The organism is Chlamydia sp. 12-01, assembly GCF_042234205.1.
Classification (GTDB): Bacteria; Chlamydiota; Chlamydiia; order Chlamydiales; family Chlamydiaceae; genus Chlamydia.
This window is the reverse complement of the sequence record NZ_CP114174.1, coordinates 901,215-918,788: the sequence shown is the minus strand read 5'-3', so window position 1 is coordinate 918,788 and position 17,574 is coordinate 901,215. Positions and strand designations below refer to the sequence as shown.

Genomic DNA, 17,574 nt, shown 5'->3' with positions numbered 1-17,574 from the left:
TCCTAATGTTCCGTAGAACTGGAAAAAGTCCTTTTGAAGATGTTCAGACATTATACGAAGAAGAAACATCTTCACATTCTAATTACTCCTCTTACCCTAGACCTGAGCGTTTAGATTCTCCACCAAATCTTTTTGATTCTCCAAAATCACCAGAAACGCGCCCGTTATCTTCTTCCTACCCTATAAGTGAAGAATCACAAAAATGGACCTCTTCATCTTCTGAAGTCGATTCCCTACCTCCATTTTCTGAAGAACCCGAAACCACTCTCGGAGAAGGTGTAACATTTAAAGGTGAGCTAGCCTTTGATCGCTTATTACGTATTGATGGTACTTTCGAAGGTATTTTAGTTTCTAATGGGAAGATCATCATAGGCCCTAAAGGTTGTGTAAAAGCTGATATACAACTTCAAGAAGCAATTATCGAAGGTGTTGTTGAAGGTAATATCACCGTTAATGGGAAATTAGAGCTCCGTGGTGAGGCAATGGTTAAAGGTGACATCCAAGCAGGCACTCTATGCGTTGATGAAGGTGTACGCCTTTTAGGCTATGTAGCTATTGTTGGAATTAACGAAGAGTCTCAGAAAGAAAAAGACTTATAAGTATTGTAGGTTGCGGAGCATACCTTTCGATACTATTTTGCCATTCACGAGATAAAGGATAATCAGATAAAATACATATAGGTCCTGTATTTATATATCCCTTCAGATTACTCAACTGGTGTTTTAAAGGTAGAATCCCCTGATAGGGAATTCCTGTTTCTTCAGACAATTGTTTGGCAAAATCTCTAGGAATTTTTGATATTAAATAAAAAATTTTTTTAGGAAGAATTTCATGGAGCTCCCATTGTCGTTTTATAACTCTTGTAAAGAATTTGATAGCGGGCAATTTTCCAAGACAGGCCTGAGAATATAAAGAAAGCACTTTCGCAGAGGGAACATATAAACAAAAAGATTTTCGGGAAAATGATGGAAGACAATCTCGGCAAGTTGCTATTTCATCTATTCCTAAAACATAAAAACAATGTGGACAACGTCCTGACACCTTCTCTATTTTCAAAGTTTCCAAACACTCTTGGCATAAAAATTCTCCAGGTTCTCGGCAACCATAACAGAGCTTAGGGAAAATCAAACTAAGAAAAAAACTAAAGAATCTTTGAATCACGGAAAATTTTTATTCCTAAAATTCTAACCAATTTGTTACGTTCTTGAACGTGTAGAAGCTTCAACTTCCCTCTCAGTAGCAATGCTTAAACGATTTGTTAATTCCATCTGGGAAATTTGTCAAAAAGACAAGTTTCAACGCTTTACTCCAGTTGCAGACGCTATTGATACGTTTTGCTACGAGCCTATCCATAAATCTTCATCTCCTCCATTCATTCGTGATGCTGTAGATGTTAAACGTTGGATGATGCTTGTTGTTATTGCTCTATTTCCAGCGACATTCTTGGCTATATGGAATTCGGGAGTTCAAGCTTTAGTCTATGGGTCGGGAAATACCCAGCTCATGGAGTCATTTTTACATATCTCGGGATTTCGTAGTTATCTCTCATTTATCTTCCATGATATCGGCTTATTTTCCGTCCTTTGGGCGGGGTGTAAAATTTTTATGCCCCTACTGATAATTAGCTACTCTGTAGGAGGTGCTTGTGAAGTACTCTTTGCTGTCGTTAGGAAGCATAAAATTGCCGAAGGATTACTCGTTACAGGGATTCTCTATCCCCTAACATTACCACCAACGATTCCTTATTGGATGGCCGCCTTAGGAATTGCTTTTGGTATTGTCGTTAGTAAAGAATTATTTGGTGGTACAGGAATGAATATTCTCAATCCTGCACTCTCAGGAAGAGCTTTCCTATTTTTCACATTTCCAGCAAAGATGAGTGGCGATGTTTGGGTAGGAAGTAACCCAACAAAAATTAAAGAAAGTCTTCTTGCTATGAATTCTACAGCAGGAAAATCGATCATTGACGGCTTTTCACAATCTACCTGTCTACAAACATTAAACTCTACATCTCCTGCTGTAAAAAGAGTTCATGTAGATGCCATAGCTTCTAATATATTACACATGCCACATGTCCCTACAGAAAGTGTAATACACTCACAATTTTCTATCTGGACAGAGTCTCATCCTGGATTGATGTTAGATAAGCTCACTTTAGAACAATTACAAAATTTCGTGACCTCTCCTCTTAGCGAAGGGGGACTTGGATTATTGCCAACACAGTTTGATTCAGCTTATTCGATTACTGATGTTATCTACGGTATTGGAAAGTTCTCTTCAGGAAATTTATTCTGGGGAAATATTATCGGTTCCTTAGGAGAGACATCAACATTTGCTTGTTTACTTGGTGCTGTATTTCTCATTGTGACTGGTATTGCCTCATGGAGAACGATGGTATCCTTCGGTATAGGAGCTTTCGTCACAGCCTGGTTATTTAAAATTTTTAGTATTCTTATTGTTGGGAAACATGGAGCTTGGGCTCCTGCAAAATTCTTTATTCCTGCCTACCGACAGTTATTCCTTGGAGGATTAGCCTTCGGTCTTGTATTCATGGCTACAGACCCCGTATCATCGCCAACCATGAAATTAGCAAAATGGATTTACGGATTATTTATTGGTTTTATGACTATTGTTATCCGCCTAATAAATCCAGCATATCCTGAAGGAGTTATGCTCGCCATTCTTCTTGGAAATGTATTTGCTCCTCTTCTTGATTACTTTGCTGTAAGAAAGTATAGACGAAGGAGAATATAAGCTATGTCTTCAGAGAAATCGAAACGCCATCTGAATCAAACATGGTATGTTATCCTTTTCATTTTTGCGTTAAGTTTATTCTCTAGCGTTTTCCTTTCTACTGTATATTATATTTTAGCTCCTTTCCAAGAAAGGGCGGCTATTTTTGATCGCGATCAGCAAATGCTAACTGCAGCACATGTATTAGACTTCTCAGGAAGATTTCAAATCTATGAAGAAGGTTCTTGGCAACCTGCTACGTACGATAAGAAATCTCACCTACTCAAAGTTACAGATAAACACGCACCTGTTGTCACAAGTTCAGTTTTAGATTCCTATGCACAAGGATTTGTTCGACCTTTACTGACAGATAAACGAGGGAAGATGTTTTCTTTCGAAGAAAAAAATATCAATGTTACAGAGTTTGTAGAGAAACATCAAAATGGACATTTCTATCAACAACCTCTGTTGTTGTTTTATGTAATCTTAGAAAATACCGAACAAGCCAGAGCAATGAGTGCTGCGGAAGTCATTAAAAATCCTTCGGTAATTCACGCTATCATTATCCCTATTTCTGGATTTGGTTTATGGGGGCCTATTTATGGTTATCTCGCCATAGAAAATGACGGGGATACCGTTTTAGGAACAGCATGGTATCAACAAGTAGAAACACCAGGACTAGGAGCAAATATCGCTAATCCCCATTGGCAAAAGCAATTCTATGGGAAGAAAATTTTCTTACAAGCAGCGTCAGGAAATACAGATTTTGCTACGACACCTTTAGGTCTTGAAGTAATTAAAGGATCAGTACAGTCAGCATTTGGAACATCTCCAAAAGCACTATCATCGATCGATGGTATTTCCGGAGCAACATTAACATGTAATGGTGTTACCGAAGCCTATGCACGATCTTTAGCTCCCTATCGTAATTTGTTGATATCCTTTGCTAAGCTTAATAACCAGAGAGATCACAATGGCAGCAAGTAAATCATATAAGAGTTATTTCCTTGATCCTCTTTGGAACAATAACCAACCACTTATTGCTATTTTAGGGATTTGTTCTGCACTTGCCGTAACAACAACAGTAAACACAGCTATTACTATGGGTCTTGCTGTAAGTTTTGTTACAGGATGTTCCTCGTTCTTCGTTTCTCTATTACGAAAAGCTACTCCCGATAGCGTGCGTATGATCACTCAGTTAATTATCATTAGCTTATTCGTGATTGTTATTGATCAGTTTTTAAAAGCCTTTTTCTTTAATATTTCGAAAACACTTTCCGTTTTTGTTGGTTTGATTATCACTAACTGTATCGTTATGGGAAGAGCCGAAAGTCTAGCGAGAAATGTCCCCCCTATTCCAGCATTTTTAGATGGTTTCGCATCAGGATTAGGCTACGGTTGGGTATTAGTTTCTGTGAGTATAATAAGAGAGTTCTTTGGCTTCGGTACTATTCTTGGATTACAACTTATCCCAAAATGTTTCTATGCTTCTGAAGCTCATCCTGATGGATATGAAAACTTTGGTTTGATGGTTTTAGCTCCCTCAGCATTTTTCCTGCTAGGTATTATGATTTGGGGAGTGAATATTCTTAGATCTAAGAAGGCAAAAAGGTAGCTTTATGTGGTTAGGCGAATATACATGGCTAAATGTCTTTGGCATCTTTCTACAGGCAACCTTCATCCAAAATATCCTCCTGTCGAACTTCCTTGGAATGTGTAGCTACCTTGCATGTTCAGCGCGAGTCTCTACTGCTAACGGCTTAGGAATGTCTGTAGCGTTAGTTCTGACAGTTACTGGAAGCATTAACTGGGTAGTGCATACATTTATTACAGGACCCAAAGCCTTAACTTGGATATCCCCTTCATTAGCAAATGTAAATTTGAATTTCCTTGAGCTAATTATCTTCATTGTAGTTATTGCGGCCTTCACACAGATCTTGGAATTACTTTTAGAAAAGGTATCCAGAAATCTCTATCTTTCCCTAGGAATCTTTCTACCATTAATTGCTGTAAACTGTGCGATTTTAGGGGGAGTACTCTTCGGAATTACACGTAACTACCCATTTATTCCTATGATGATATTCTCTTTAGGTGCGGGATGTGGTTGGTGGTTAGCTATTGTCTTATTTGCAACTATTAAAGAAAAACTTGCTTATTCCGATATCCCTAAAAACCTCCAAGGAATGGGAATCTCTTTCATTACCACAGGACTTATAGCTATGGCTTTTATGAGTCTTACAGGTATTGATATTTCTAAACCTTCAGCAACCACACCAGTATCTGAAGTTCTAGAAACTAAAGATATCTCTTCTTCAATAGTAAAAGATCCTAAACCTGTGAGAAAAGCACGAGTAGTACAACAGCGTACAACGAAAGCAAAATCTGCAAATATAAAAAGAGGGAAAACCCAGTAAGCTAACTATTAGAAGACATCTCGATAACATCTCTAGCAATTCCTGGAAATTGACATAGCATATGCTTCACTATAAATACCGCTATATATACAAGGGTACAACAAGCAAAGAAAATCGCTGTATATAGTGCTGCGGGAGTAACTACTGGAGATTGAACAGTAAATATTATCATGACGAGTATAGCTAAAGAAGTTATCAGTGTTGATAATACTCTACGAAAAGTTCGTAATCCTTCAGATTCATCCAAAGGTCCTTCGTGTAGCCGATATAATAAAGTTACTGTATTCGGAATTTCTGGAGAGGGTCGTTGAAATCTTTGGACATTCATCATCATAAGTCATACTCCTTTATCTATTCCTATGTAGGCTCTCCGCTACTCAGTAGATTTTTTTCATAACGACGAAGAAAATGATATTTCACACATGAACAAATTAATGCCACCAAAGTCATAGAAGCACTCATAATCCATATCATTAACTGCATGGCTATTAACGGAGTTCCGAAAAGACCATAACAGGCAAACCCTATTACAGCTAATGCTAACAATACCGTGACAATTGTTAATACCCTAAGCTGCCTGGATAGCTTTAATCGAGCATTCTCTATATCTATAGGAGTAGAGATATTGCTAACTGTTAATGAGGACATAGTAAAATGTGTGTTTTAAACTCTGTTAGGAAAAATTTTACTCCTTCAGAAAATAAAAAAAAACTCTTATCCAGGTTCAAAAAAATATAACTAATGTAACATTTTTTTTGAAATACTAACCCTACTATTCCTTAGACAAAAGATTTTCTGTATTTAATTTTTGATAGAGTTTAACAACCACAAACCAACCAGATTCCTCGGGAGAATCATTGAGAAGTTGTATGTCCTCTTTAAGATGCTCATTAACCTCAATGATTTCCCCAGAAACAGGGCTTAAAACCTCAATAGCAGACTTTGAAGACTCTAAGACAACCAAAACCTCACCCTCTTGACAAAAGCTTCCTACTGCAGGGAGATCGATATGAAGGATCTGCCCCAAGTTCTCTCCCATCCTAGCTGTTAATCCTAGACGTACAACATTATCATGGATCGGCTGAATCCATACATGATAATCAGAATACCACATTACCTGACTCCTTCATCAATAAAATGTTCTATATAACTCCCAAGGATTTCTTCATTTAAATGACCCTTAGCTAGGAAAAGCTTCTCTACACTAGCAGGATCAACACATATCTGATGTGATAAACATTTATAGAAAAATGGGCCTTCTTCAGGGTTAAATTCGATATTTGATAAAGCTCCCTCTTCCATGGAAGCTAAGACGGGATAAGGCTGAGGAATACTTTGATCCCCACGAGTAAATATTTTTATAGATTTCTCAAGATTCCAAGATAAAGTTCCTGCTTGATATATTCCTCCTCTATGCTCTTCTATCAGAGACCATAGACGCTTTTGCCAAAGAGAATCGCTCTCCTCTTCTTGATAACGGGATTTTAAAGCAACAATCACTTTATCAATATGTGAGGTATTTTTATGTGAGGAAATTAAGGTTTTGGCTAGATCCTTACGCAATACCTCACGATAAGGAATCACCTCTTCACCTTCAAAACAAGTATCTACAATGAATGTGTAATAGTGTTCATTATCCTGACTGTAGGCTTCTAAAATCTCATTATCTAATAATAATGACGCTAACTCATTGCCATCTAAAATCCCTTCTAAAACACTATCTTTTCCAGCGGAAAGGAATATCTCATGGTTTTCATGTTTACATTGAGTTAAACCCTCGATAATTCTTTTTGGATGTGCTCTTAAAATCTCCTTTCTCGTAAAGGAATAAATTTTTTCCACAAGAGAGGGTTTAAGAGTTTGGAAATCCTTACTCGAATTACATGTTTCAATTTTAGGAAAATGCTGAAGTAGAACTTGGAAATTTTCAGGATTTTGTTGCCACTGGTGTACCTCAACCATAGGAACCTTCGTTTCCAGATCCTGAAGTTTTATACTCTTGTAGGAAACTAAAAATCTTCGACCTACTAATTTCGGTTCTTTTGCTTTTATTGTCTTGATAGGTAAGGTAAAACGAGGAACATCTAGACAATCCTTTACTGGGACACCTACGAGGCTGATATAAGTTTCAAAAGCTTCTAAATCTTCCCTAGTTTTAAATTGGTATTCACGAGGAAACTTCACCATCTCTACAGATGTTGAATCTTTGCCCATAGAGAAAAACCCTTGCAAAGGACGGTAATCAAAGGTCACACTACCTTCTAATTGCAGAAAAGCTCTCTTACACAGAAGTATCTCACGATACATTTTGAAAAATTCTGATTCATTTACTCCAAGAAAATCAAAATAAGAAGCTACGAATTGATCAAAACTTAAAGTGAGTCCTGCGTGTTTAGTTAACTTAGTAAATGCTTGTTGAGCTTTATCTTGAAAATCCTGTCGTGCTTCCTTTAAAGAGGGCATAGCAATATTTTTTTTCTGCTCATTGACAAAGCGAAGAAGAGCTTCAACAGCCGCAGAAACATATGCATCTCCAAACCAATCAGAAATATTCTTATAACCAAATAAGCGTAGATCTTTTCCTTGAGCTAGAGCGGCATCTTGGGGAAGATTAAACATCTGTCTACGATATTCAAGCATTTGTTTAAGAATATAATGGGGGAACTTTTTCTCTTCTAAAAAGAGTTGCACTCTAGCGACAAATCCTTCAGAAGATACAGGGTTATCTATCTCCTGCAAAGTAGTCAAAGCTTGATATAATCGAGGGGCGGAAGATTTCCAAACTTCTTCAGAAGAAATAAATGGGGTATCGAATCTTCGATAAGATTGATAACGCTTCTCTTTATTAAAAGCTGGATAATCTTGAGAATATACCTTTAGAAACAGCCTTTCTCCAATTTTATTTGTTAAGAAACGCTCTGTAAGTAACCCTTCATTTAAAAAATTCCATTCTTGAGGGTTTCCTGTAAAAGGATAAGCCTCATTCATGAAGAATCTCTTAATGGCTAAAAATTCTCTCTCAGAATATTTTTTCCCTGATACAGAAAAAACAACTTTCCTAGATCCATTATGTGCAGATTCTCCTGGATAGCGTCCCCAGCCTATACCTATTCCAGATACGCATACACCGACAATAACTAAACCAATGAATTTTTTCTGATGCTTATAAAAGAACGCTAGCAAAGCCACCCTCTTGGAATAAACAATAAAAAACTTAGTGTAAACTATTGATCGGAAAAAACCAAGAAGGATCCCCTGAGAAACAGAAAAGAGAGCGACTCTCTCTTTTCTTTAAAGAACTTTATGCTCCTATCTAAGCGGGCATAAAATTAATTTGTAAATGACCAATGAGATTATGAACAGGATTGAAATACCAATCAAAAATTTCAGAATTATCTACAGGCTTAGATAAGCTCAAATCTTTTTTAAAGACAATATTTGCCTTCCTAGCAACTTCTGGAGAATCAATTACAACGATACTTTCGTAATCAAAAAGATCGCTTTTCTTACCGAAGTTATAGCTCCCTATTACAAAGAAACGCTCGTCCACAATCATACATTTTTTATGTAGTTGTGTATCCCGAACAAAATATTCATTTATAAATAGAGAACTACTGGGCTGTTTTTTAGAAAACACGAACTTTTTCCATAGGGAGGGACGCTCGCCATAAGATAAAAAGAAATAGTTCATACGATTTCCCCAAGCATACACCGATGTAAGCTCGGGACTGTTTTCTGTACACCCGTTAGTAATAATTTCTGAGCGCACACCACGAGAAAAACATGCAGATTTTAAACTCTCAATAATTTCATCTTTAGGGATGAAATACATGTTGGCAATTTTGATAGATTTCTCCGCTCTATTTATTAAATCTACATACTCCTGAGTGATTGCATTTTTATTTTCATCAGGACCAGAAAAAATTACACGAATATTTTTAAGCTCGGTGGATACAAGATCTAGACTTTCTTCAATTGCACTACAATATGTAGATGCAGCTTCTTCAGCAGTTAATTCTGGGAAAGGGAGTACACGGAAATCATCAAGATTTTTATTAAACCAAGGTCTGTTCGCGTAAGCATTCCAAAGAGAATAATGCGCGTGAAACTCTTTTCTCAACTCTATACCAAGTTGTGCAGAGCATAGTGTAATATCTTGATCACGAAACGCTAAAGGTCTTTGCACTCCTCCAATAACTAAACGTGAGGATTCCACAGGTTCGGGAATCGCATCCCCTCTGGTACACATGAAATCTTCGAAATTTGTTCCCCCCATAAAAATATACTTTCCATCCACAATAGAAATTTTCACATGACTCTCTATAACATTCGGGGAAAGGATACTTGATCCTGGAGGGCATCCAGTGAATGTATAGAAAAATCTATCGGGCCAATTGGCTTCTATATCTGCAAGAGTACGTTTATCATTTGCATCGATAAGCGTGGGTTGAATAAGCATATAGACACGAAGGTTAGGAACCATAGACATGCGAACATCCAAATGCTCGATTATCCTTTTTAATAACTTTCCTCCGGTCATACAGGGACATAATTCAACATAATGTTCAGCAACATCTATAGCAGATAAGATAGATTCATAAACCTCAATACTATTGTCATGAACAATAACACTCGCGCGTTCTTTAGAGTTGGGGAAATGCACCGTAAAGGCAAAAACGTCTTTTGTTATAAATGAACAAAAGAGTGCAATAACTAAACTCCATCGCATTATATTCATAGATGGCCACTTAAAAATATTTGAATTAACCCTTCTTTAATTTCTCTTCTTGCCTCTGAAAGATCTGAAGAAGGTGCTGACAGACCCAGAGGAAAAAATGCTCGTTTCTCAATGGCCGGAACTATAATATCGATAACTTCGGGCAAAAGAAACTTTTGATAAAACTCTAAAGAACTCCCTGATAAAAATATGGATCCTTGATGTAAGAATCCTTGTTTTACCGTACGCTGAGCAGCACCGCCTACCTTCCTATCTCCCATTAAAACATCATATTTCGAGGCTCTAGCCATACAAAAATTCGATGTCTGAGGGTGATGCGCGTCTTCATCGAAAGAAAGCGTGCCCTCTATACGGAAAACCTTACTTAAAACTTGTAACACCATCTGATTTACTGTGTAGTAATTCTCTAATACGGTTGATGCATACATAGGATATTCCGATGACATTAATAATGAAAATGCGTAGTCTCCGTGATGAAAAACAAAACCTCCTCCAGTAGGTCGGACAGCAGCGTCCATGCCTAGGGCGGCTCTATTATCAATTAAAAATTTTTCTGGACGCATAAAATAGCCATAAGTAAGAGGGTATTGGCTATCCCACTCGTAGAGGTGAAGAATTGCCTCTCCCTTTTCGAGGTGTTCTAACAAATACTTATCTCTGGCCATATGAGCCTCAGAACTTCCTTTTCCGGAATCTACTATGCGAACGGTCATAATGAAATTTGGGGATCTATCAGAGGGTGAATCATTCGTTAAAAATGTAGAAGTAGTATAGCATAGGAGATGGATTCTTTACCATTTTTGTAAAAAAAAATCTTTCGTCTCGGTAATACTTTATCTATTTATCGAAGAGTTGCATCATTATTTTAAATTTCGTATATGCTTAAGGAAAGTTCTACCCGGTCTTTTAGGTTTTTATGTTTGAGAAGTTTACTAACAGAGCAAAGCAAGTCATTAAGTTGGCTAAAAAAGAAGCTCAGAGGTTAAATCATAACTATCTAGGCACAGAGCACATACTTCTAGGCCTACTCAAACTAGGTCAAGGCGTAGCTGTAAATGTATTGCGAAATCTAGGGGTAGACTTCGACACTGCGAAGCAAGAAGTCGAGAGATTAATCGGCTATGGACCAGAAATTCAGGTTTATGGTGACCCCGCACTTACCGGCAGAGTGAAAAAATCTTTTGAATCAGCAAACGAAGAAGCTGGTATTTTAGAACATAATTACGTGGGGACTGAACATCTCCTTTTGGGGATTTTAAACCAGGCCGATGGCGTTGCTTTACAAGTCTTAGAAAATTTACATATTGATCCCAGAGAAGTTCGCAAAGAAATTCTTAAAGAACTAGAAACATTCAATCTTCAACTTCCTCCTTCATCTTCTTCTAGTTCCCGAAGTAGTTCCTCTTCTTCTTCCAAATCTTCTTCCTTAGGTCACACCCTAGGTGGGGAGAAAAGCGACAAGTTATCAGCATTAAAAGCATATGGCTATGATTTAACAGAGATGTTTCGCGAGTCTAAACTTGATCCTGTTATTGGCCGCTCTACAGAAGTCGAACGTCTAATCCTAATCCTTTGTCGTAGAAGAAAAAATAATCCTGTACTTATTGGCGAAGCTGGTGTGGGGAAAACCGCTATTGTTGAAGGATTAGCTCAGAAAATTATTTCTAATGAAGTTCCCGACACTTTACGCAAGAAGCGTTTAATTACTTTAGATCTTGCTTTAATGATTGCAGGAACGAAGTATCGCGGCCAATTTGAAGAACGCATCAAAGCTGTTATGGATGAAGTACGCAAACACGGAAACATCCTATTATTTATCGATGAGCTACATACTATTGTAGGCGCCGGAGCCGCTGAAGGCGCTATTGATGCTTCAAACATTTTAAAGCCCGCGTTAGCGCGTGGAGAGATCCAGTGTATTGGAGCAACAACAATTGATGAGTATCGCAAGCATATTGAAAAAGATGCTGCTTTAGAACGCAGATTCCAAAAAATTATTGTCCAACCACCCAGTGTAGATGAGACTATTGAAATCCTACGCGGACTGAAAAAGAAATATGAAGAACACCACAATGTTGCTATTACCGAAGAAGCTTTGAAAGCTGCGGCTACATTATCTGATCAGTATGTTCACGGACGTTTCCTCCCAGATAAAGCTATTGATTTACTTGATGAGGCTGGAGCACGTGTACGTGTAAATACTATGGATCAGCCTACAGAGTTAATGAAACTCGAAGCCGAAATTGAAACTACGAAGTTAGCTAAAGAACAGGCTATTGGTACTCAAGAATACGAAAAAGCTGCGGGATTGCGTGATGAGGAGAAAAAGCTTCGCGAGCGTCTCTCCAATATGAGGCAAGAATGGGAAAATCACAAAGAAGAACATCAGATTCCTGTAGATGAAGAAGCTGTTGCTCAAGTTGTCTCCTTACAAACAGGAATCCCTTCCGCAAGACTTACTGAAGCAGAAAGTGAAAAGCTTCTCAAATTAGAAGACACCTTACGCAAAAAAGTTATTGGCCAAAATCAAGCTGTGGCAAGTATTTGCCGTGCTATCCGTCGTTCAAGAACAGGAATCAAGGATCCTAATCGTCCTACTGGTTCTTTCTTATTCCTAGGTCCTACAGGAGTTGGGAAGACATTACTCGCTCAACAAATTGCTATTGAAATGTTTGGTGGAGAGGATGCTTTAATTCAGGTAGACATGTCTGAGTACATGGAAAAATTTGCTGCTACAAAAATGATGGGATCGCCTCCAGGGTATGTAGGTCATGAGGAAGGTGGTCATCTTACAGAGCAAGTACGTCGCCGACCTTATTGTGTTGTTCTATTTGATGAGATTGAAAAAGCTCATCCTGACATTATGGATTTAATGTTACAGATCTTAGAGCAAGGACGTCTTACAGACTCATTCGGCCGTAAGATTGATTTCCGTCATGCAATTATTATCATGACTTCTAACTTAGGCGCAGACTTAATTAAGAAAAGCGGAGAGATTGGATTTGGATCTCGATCGAATTTCGATTATAAAGTGATTCAAGAAAAAATCGAAAATGCCGTAAAGAAACACTTAAAACCAGAATTTATCAACCGTCTAGATGAAAGTGTTATCTTCCGTCCTTTAGAAAAAGATGCTTTATCTGAAATAATCCATTTAGAAATTAATAAACTGGACTCTCGTTTGAAAAATTACCAAATGGCATTAAGTATTCCAGATTCTGTGATTTCTTTCTTAGTTACGAAAGGACATTCCCCAGAAATGGGTGCAAGACCTTTACGTCGTGTTATTGAGCAATATCTCGAAGATCCTCTTGCAGAGCTTTTACTTAAAGAATCTTGCCGTCAAGAAGCGCGCAAACTTCGTGCTAATCTTTCCGAAGATCGTGTTACTTTTGAACGCGATGAAGAACAGGCAGCCGAAAGTGTTGTAGCAACTATACCAAATGGGGAATCATAGAAACTTCTATGACCCCGCCCCCTAGGCACTTCTCCCCATCATAAAAGGCAATTGTTTGCCCTGGGGTGATTGCCTTAACGGGGGAAGAAAATTGTACACGTACTTCACGATTTTCTCCTGAATAAAGAATTTCACATTCTTCATCTGCAGAACGATAGCGTACTTTCGCACTACATTTCGTTATAGATTCTGGAGACACAAACCAATTTAATTCCTTGGCTGTAAGTTCTGTCTGATAGAGTAAGGGATGATCTTCCCCACGTACTATATATACAATGTTCTTCTCCATATCCTTGCCAACAACATAACAAGGTTTTTCTGAGCCACCCAAATCTAATCCACGTCGTTGCCCTATTGTGTAGTAGTGCGCACCTTCATGCCGACCCACGACTTTCTGAGAATCATAATCTACAATATCCCCTTCTAAGTTAGGAACGAACTTTTCAAGGAAACTTTTAAAAGGACGCTTCCCAATAAAACAAATACCTGTACTATCCCTTTTTTGAGCTGTAGCCAATCCAGCTTGTGCTGCAATTGCGCGTACTTCTGTTTTTGTCATATCTCCTAGAGGGAAAAGCACATTATCCAGAGATTCCCTTCGTGTGCCGCATAGGAAATAACTTTGATCTTTTTGGGAGTCTATACCACGTAACAAATGAACACCGTCGGCAGCAGAAGATAAGCGGCAATAATGACCTGTGGCTAGGAAATCTCCCCCCAATTCACGAACTTTCCTTTGGAGTAGATCAAATTTTATCTCCCGATTACAAAGCACGTCAGGATTAGGTGTGTAACCTTTAGAATACTCTGTAAGAAAACGAGAGAACACTCTCTCACGATATTCTTTGGCAAAAGATACTGTGTAGTAGGGAATATCTAATTGACTAGCAACTCTTTCCACGTCTTCGTAATCTTTAGCTGTTGAACAAAGACCATCACTATCCTCCTCTTCCCAATTCTTCATGAAAAGACCAAGAACTTTATAAGGAGTAGACTTTTTTAATAAATAGGCAACTACGGAGGAATCTACGCCTCCAGACATAGCAACAACAACAGTTTTATTCATAAAAAACTAAAACAGAAAAGAATTTAAAAAGAATTACTTTATGTTACGTATTGAATAAAATGAATATATTCTTTAAATTTTATCACTATATTCTAAGGAATTCTGTGATATTAAGTCTTTCTAATTCTATTTCGCCAACTCTTCTATCCTTACCTAGTCAATGCTCTCTTCTTTTCAACGTAGAACGAGATGCTACGATGTTACAAAAAAAAGTCGCTATTTTCATTAAGCAAAGTTCTTTTTCTTATGTTTTAGCTATTATACTTTTGATTAGTACAATGATTGGGGGAGCTGTAATTGTAACCTTTGGATGTATTTCTTCTAGCCTTGCAGAACTGATTAGCGGGGTGACTTTAATGGTAGCTTCTCTTGTCTGTATTCTTTTACTTATTAGCATGATTTATCTAATCAAATGCCTTCCATCTAAAGTACAGCAAACTATAACTCTCGTAAAAAATAAGACATCGTCTTTATCTTCTTTCCAATTACTTCAAAATTCTTATTCAAAATTGATTTACTCAATCATAGAAAAAGAACAACACATAGAACAATTGAAACAAGAAGAGCAGCGTCTTTTGGTGAGATTACAAATCTGGCAGGAAATAACAAATTCTTCTCAGGAAATCTATGCTTCTACGTCAAATAACCCTAGTTTAACAAGTTGAGTCGAGTTGTTATGACATTAGCTCCGATCCCTACAGAAAAAAAAGTAGTTCTGCTCCTTCCCTGGGACAATTATCGTGCTAACTTAATATTACGCACCACAGTATGTTTTGCTATATCGGTGCTTACATGTTTAGGAGTTATAGCCTTAATGAGCTACGCTATACTCTATGGTAATTGGCTAATTTTTGGTATTAGCCTAGGCATGATCCTATTACTCATTTCCGTTGCTCTTATTTTGGACTTACCTGTGAAAAACAAGTTTTTTGGGACTTCATTAACTAACGAAATTTCTCAAGATATATCGAAGTTAGGCGTAGAATCTATTGAAAAACTCCGCGTAGCATTTGCAAATATACGGCGTACGTTTATTCCAAATATGCGTGATCTACATAACAAACTACAAAATGATTATGACGTGACCATATCTGCAAAAGAAATACAAATCCAGGATCTATCCCAAAACTTAGATTCTATGATAAGTGATAAGCGTCGGGAACTGGCAATGTGGATGGGAAACAATCCCAACTCTCCTCAAGCTCATGCATTACAAGAGCAGTTAAATCGTTGGGATCATTTTGAACAAAAAAACCTACCTAACAATAAGAGGTTTTCTAATTATTGAGGAGGAAGCTTCCCTTTAGGAACTTTTCCTACATTAGGTCGAATAACCCCTGTAGATTCTACAAAAGCTATCAGCCGCATTTGTATTCCCACTAGATGGTTAAGAATCTGGTGGCAATTATTACCTATATCATGCCAAATGCCTATAATTTGATCTGAGTAACTATCAAGTATATTTTTCCCAGCCTTCATATCACTAAAAAGTATTTCCAAACGATCGATATCTGCTTTTGTTGCTTGTATATCGTTACGATAAGAGGTAAGCACTCTATTTACATCTTCATTTAAAATGAAATAGTCTTCTTCATTCATCATTCTAGGCTTTGCAGACCACATTCTTTCAAGAGTACGTTTACCTGAAGGTGTCCATCTACCACCAAATGCTAAATCATCCTCTTCTAAATGCTTTTCATAATCACTTATAAATGTTGCACCATCGCTATCACTTTTTCGTCTACGTCGAGCAGCACCTATACCTTTAGAGACCAATTCATCAAATCCTGCGTTATCATTCAATAAACCTGCACGATCGCTCACGGGTACCTGAGGATTATAATCTTCTTCAGTTTCTTGAGCATTTTTCCTATCTGAAAGTAGGGATAAACCCCGTTCTAAATTAGTAGCTCGCTTCTGATAAGTTTGGGTCATATGCTTATATTTAAACTCCATCTCAGCAAGTTGGTCTTTTAAAAACTCCAAAGTATCGCGTATTTTGTTGTATTGTGTATAAAAATCTTTGTTGTTCAAAGTCATGCTTTGATCATTTTGCAGTGATATCTTCAACATGTTCATAAGCACATATTGATCTTGAGTCATAACTTTAAGGGCTTTAATATCAATCGCTGATTTCAGATCTTTGAATAATTGTTTTTTGTTTGTCTTGGATCGTTTTAATATTGCTTTTATTGCATAGGATAAACCTAAAACCGCAAGACCAATCCCTATAGAAGCCGCCACAATCATAGGTAAAGCAAAAATACCTCCAGGAATAATTGCAGCAACAATACCCACAGAGGCAATACCGCCAGCTACTAAACCTAAAGTTAACCCCGCATGAACTTTTGACATGCTTCTACTTAGTTCTTGCATCTTTAAAGAGAAGACTCCACCACCTTTAGGTAATCTAGAGGCAATATTATTTCCTAATCTAATAAGTAGTTCATTTTTCTTTGCAACGTTAGGATAACTATCATCACGCTGAGCGTATTCTTCTTTAGAATAAATGGTCTGACGTGCTTTGAGTAAGCTTATACATGTTTGATAGTCACTAATGATCTGATCAAAGCTCTCTATAAAATCGAGACCTTCTTCCATACTTATTTGCTTTAAAACGTTTTTCTCATGTTTACCTATTTTTAGGTTCAAATTAGAGAAATTATCAACCATGTGGTTGTATTTAGGCCAGAGACCTTCTAATATCTCGTTTTTTGGTTTTATCTCCTCAGGATTTTCCTGAAGTAAAATAGTCCGACGTTTCTTCTCTATAGCTGCTCTTTTCATAGAGGCAGCAAAGGAATTCACAGAAGTAAATAGTATACTTCCCCCGACTCCAAGTAAGACTCCTCCTAACGCCATAGAAATAGGCAAACCTACAGGAGTGACCATAATCAAAAATACAGAAGCAACTATAGCTAAAACAGCTAGTATTACTCCTGTAACTTGAATAGCTCTAGCGACTTTAGGATTTTTATCTAAGGACGACTTTCCAACCTCTATCTGATTGAAAGTGGGGTTTTGATGTATGGGCTTAATTTCAGACATAATAAAAAGAAAATAAATGAAATACTTTAACTAAATAATAATCCTTTAAGACAATTAATTAATTATAAAATAAACAAAACTCTATTTAAAATAAGAATTACTAATATAAAAAAAAGAC

17 protein-coding genes are annotated in these 17,574 nt (G+C 37.3%); 8 read left to right on the top strand and 9 right to left on the bottom strand.

What is annotated here, in order from left to right; genetic code table 11:
* Positions 1-5: 5 nt before the first annotated feature.
* The gene (locus O1W69_RS03980) at positions 6-599 is read left to right on the top strand and encodes a polymer-forming cytoskeletal protein (protein ID WP_375793271.1); all 594 of its coding nucleotides are present in this window, start codon (positions 6-8) and stop codon (positions 597-599) included.
* On the opposite strand, the gene O1W69_RS03975 is transcribed toward O1W69_RS03980, so the two are convergent.
* Positions 565-1,161: a hypothetical protein gene (locus O1W69_RS03975; RefSeq protein WP_375793270.1), complete on the bottom strand. Its 597-nt coding sequence runs from the start codon at positions 1,159-1,161 to the stop codon at positions 565-567. The genes O1W69_RS03980 and O1W69_RS03975 overlap by 35 nt on opposite strands.
* An 81-nt stretch (positions 1,162-1,242) precedes the next feature.
* Here O1W69_RS03975 and O1W69_RS03970 point away from each other — a divergent pair, with 81 nt between their 5' ends.
* The 4 genes from O1W69_RS03970 to nqrE are packed head-to-tail and all read left to right on the top strand — an operon-like array spanning position 1,243 to position 5,147.
* Positions 1,243-2,754 (top strand): Na(+)-transporting NADH-quinone reductase subunit B, encoded by a 1,512-nt coding sequence (locus tag O1W69_RS03970; protein ID WP_375793269.1) that lies wholly within the window; start codon positions 1,243-1,245, stop codon positions 2,752-2,754.
* Positions 2,755-2,757: 3 nt separating this feature from the next.
* Complete coding sequence (locus O1W69_RS03965) at positions 2,758-3,720, top strand: Na(+)-translocating NADH-quinone reductase subunit C (RefSeq protein ID WP_375793268.1); 963 nt, start codon at positions 2,758-2,760, stop codon at positions 3,718-3,720.
* Positions 3,707-4,348 carry an NADH:ubiquinone reductase (Na(+)-transporting) subunit D gene (nqrD, locus tag O1W69_RS03960; protein WP_375793267.1) on the top strand — a complete coding sequence of 214 codons (642 nt, stop codon included), beginning with the start codon at positions 3,707-3,709 and terminating at the stop codon, positions 4,346-4,348. The genes O1W69_RS03965 and nqrD overlap by 14 nt, the downstream gene beginning before the upstream one ends.
* A gap of 4 nt (positions 4,349-4,352) precedes the next feature.
* A complete protein-coding gene (nqrE, locus tag O1W69_RS03955; protein WP_375793266.1) occupies positions 4,353-5,147 on the top strand; it encodes an NADH:ubiquinone reductase (Na(+)-transporting) subunit E in 795 nt (264 codons plus the stop codon).
* Between the two features lies 1 nt (position 5,148).
* On the opposite strand, the gene O1W69_RS03950 is transcribed toward nqrE, so the two are convergent.
* The 6 genes from O1W69_RS03950 to O1W69_RS03925 all read right to left on the bottom strand — a co-directional run bounded on the left by O1W69_RS03950 (position 5,149) and on the right by O1W69_RS03925 (position 10,598).
* On the bottom strand, positions 5,149-5,481 hold the full coding sequence (locus tag O1W69_RS03950; RefSeq protein ID WP_375793265.1) for a hypothetical protein: 333 nt from the start codon (positions 5,479-5,481) through the stop codon (positions 5,149-5,151).
* 23 nt (positions 5,482-5,504) lie between these two features.
* Positions 5,505-5,795 (bottom strand): hypothetical protein, encoded by a 291-nt coding sequence (locus tag O1W69_RS03945; protein WP_375793264.1) that lies wholly within the window; start codon positions 5,793-5,795, stop codon positions 5,505-5,507.
* A 124-nt stretch (positions 5,796-5,919) separates the two neighbouring features.
* Positions 5,920-6,261 (bottom strand): glycine cleavage protein H-like protein, encoded by a 342-nt coding sequence (locus O1W69_RS03940; RefSeq protein ID WP_375793263.1) that lies wholly within the window; start codon positions 6,259-6,261, stop codon positions 5,920-5,922.
* Entirely contained in the window at positions 6,261-8,330 is a 2,070-nt protein-coding gene (locus O1W69_RS03935) for a hypothetical protein (RefSeq protein ID WP_375793262.1), read from the bottom strand. The genes O1W69_RS03940 and O1W69_RS03935 overlap by 1 nt, the downstream gene beginning before the upstream one ends.
* Before the next feature lie 130 nt (positions 8,331-8,460).
* On the bottom strand, positions 8,461-9,885 hold the full coding sequence (locus tag O1W69_RS03930; protein ID WP_375793261.1) for a phosphatidylserine/phosphatidylglycerophosphate/cardiolipin synthase family protein: 1,425 nt from the start codon (positions 9,883-9,885) through the stop codon (positions 8,461-8,463).
* Complete coding sequence (locus O1W69_RS03925; protein WP_375793260.1) at positions 9,882-10,598, bottom strand: lipoate--protein ligase family protein; 717 nt, start codon at positions 10,596-10,598, stop codon at positions 9,882-9,884. The genes O1W69_RS03930 and O1W69_RS03925 overlap by 4 nt, the downstream gene beginning before the upstream one ends.
* 203 nt (positions 10,599-10,801) lie before the next feature.
* On the opposite strand from O1W69_RS03925, the gene O1W69_RS03920 reads away from it, so the two are divergent.
* On the top strand, positions 10,802-13,342 hold the full coding sequence (locus tag O1W69_RS03920) for an ATP-dependent Clp protease ATP-binding subunit (RefSeq protein ID WP_375793259.1): 2,541 nt from the start codon (positions 10,802-10,804) through the stop codon (positions 13,340-13,342).
* On the opposite strand, the gene mnmA is transcribed toward O1W69_RS03920, so the two are convergent.
* Positions 13,320-14,408, bottom strand: a complete 1,089-nt coding sequence (mnmA, locus tag O1W69_RS03915; RefSeq protein WP_375793258.1) for a tRNA 2-thiouridine(34) synthase MnmA — start codon at positions 14,406-14,408, stop codon at positions 13,320-13,322. The two genes, O1W69_RS03920 and mnmA, sit on opposite strands and share 23 nt — an antisense overlap.
* A gap of 104 nt (positions 14,409-14,512) precedes the next feature.
* Here mnmA and O1W69_RS03910 point away from each other — a divergent pair, with 104 nt between their 5' ends.
* Both O1W69_RS03910 and O1W69_RS03905 read left to right on the top strand, forming a co-directional pair.
* Complete coding sequence (locus O1W69_RS03910; protein ID WP_375793257.1) at positions 14,513-15,073, top strand: hypothetical protein; 561 nt, start codon at positions 14,513-14,515, stop codon at positions 15,071-15,073.
* An 11-nt stretch (positions 15,074-15,084) separates the two neighbouring features.
* Positions 15,085-15,696, top strand: a complete 612-nt coding sequence (locus tag O1W69_RS03905) for a hypothetical protein (protein WP_375793256.1) — start codon at positions 15,085-15,087, stop codon at positions 15,694-15,696.
* Here the strand turns inward: O1W69_RS03905 and O1W69_RS03900 are convergent.
* On the bottom strand, positions 15,690-17,456 hold the full coding sequence (locus tag O1W69_RS03900) for a stage II sporulation protein M (RefSeq protein WP_375793255.1): 1,767 nt from the start codon (positions 17,454-17,456) through the stop codon (positions 15,690-15,692). The genes O1W69_RS03905 and O1W69_RS03900 overlap by 7 nt on opposite strands.
* Between the last annotated feature and the right edge of the window lie 118 nt (positions 17,457-17,574).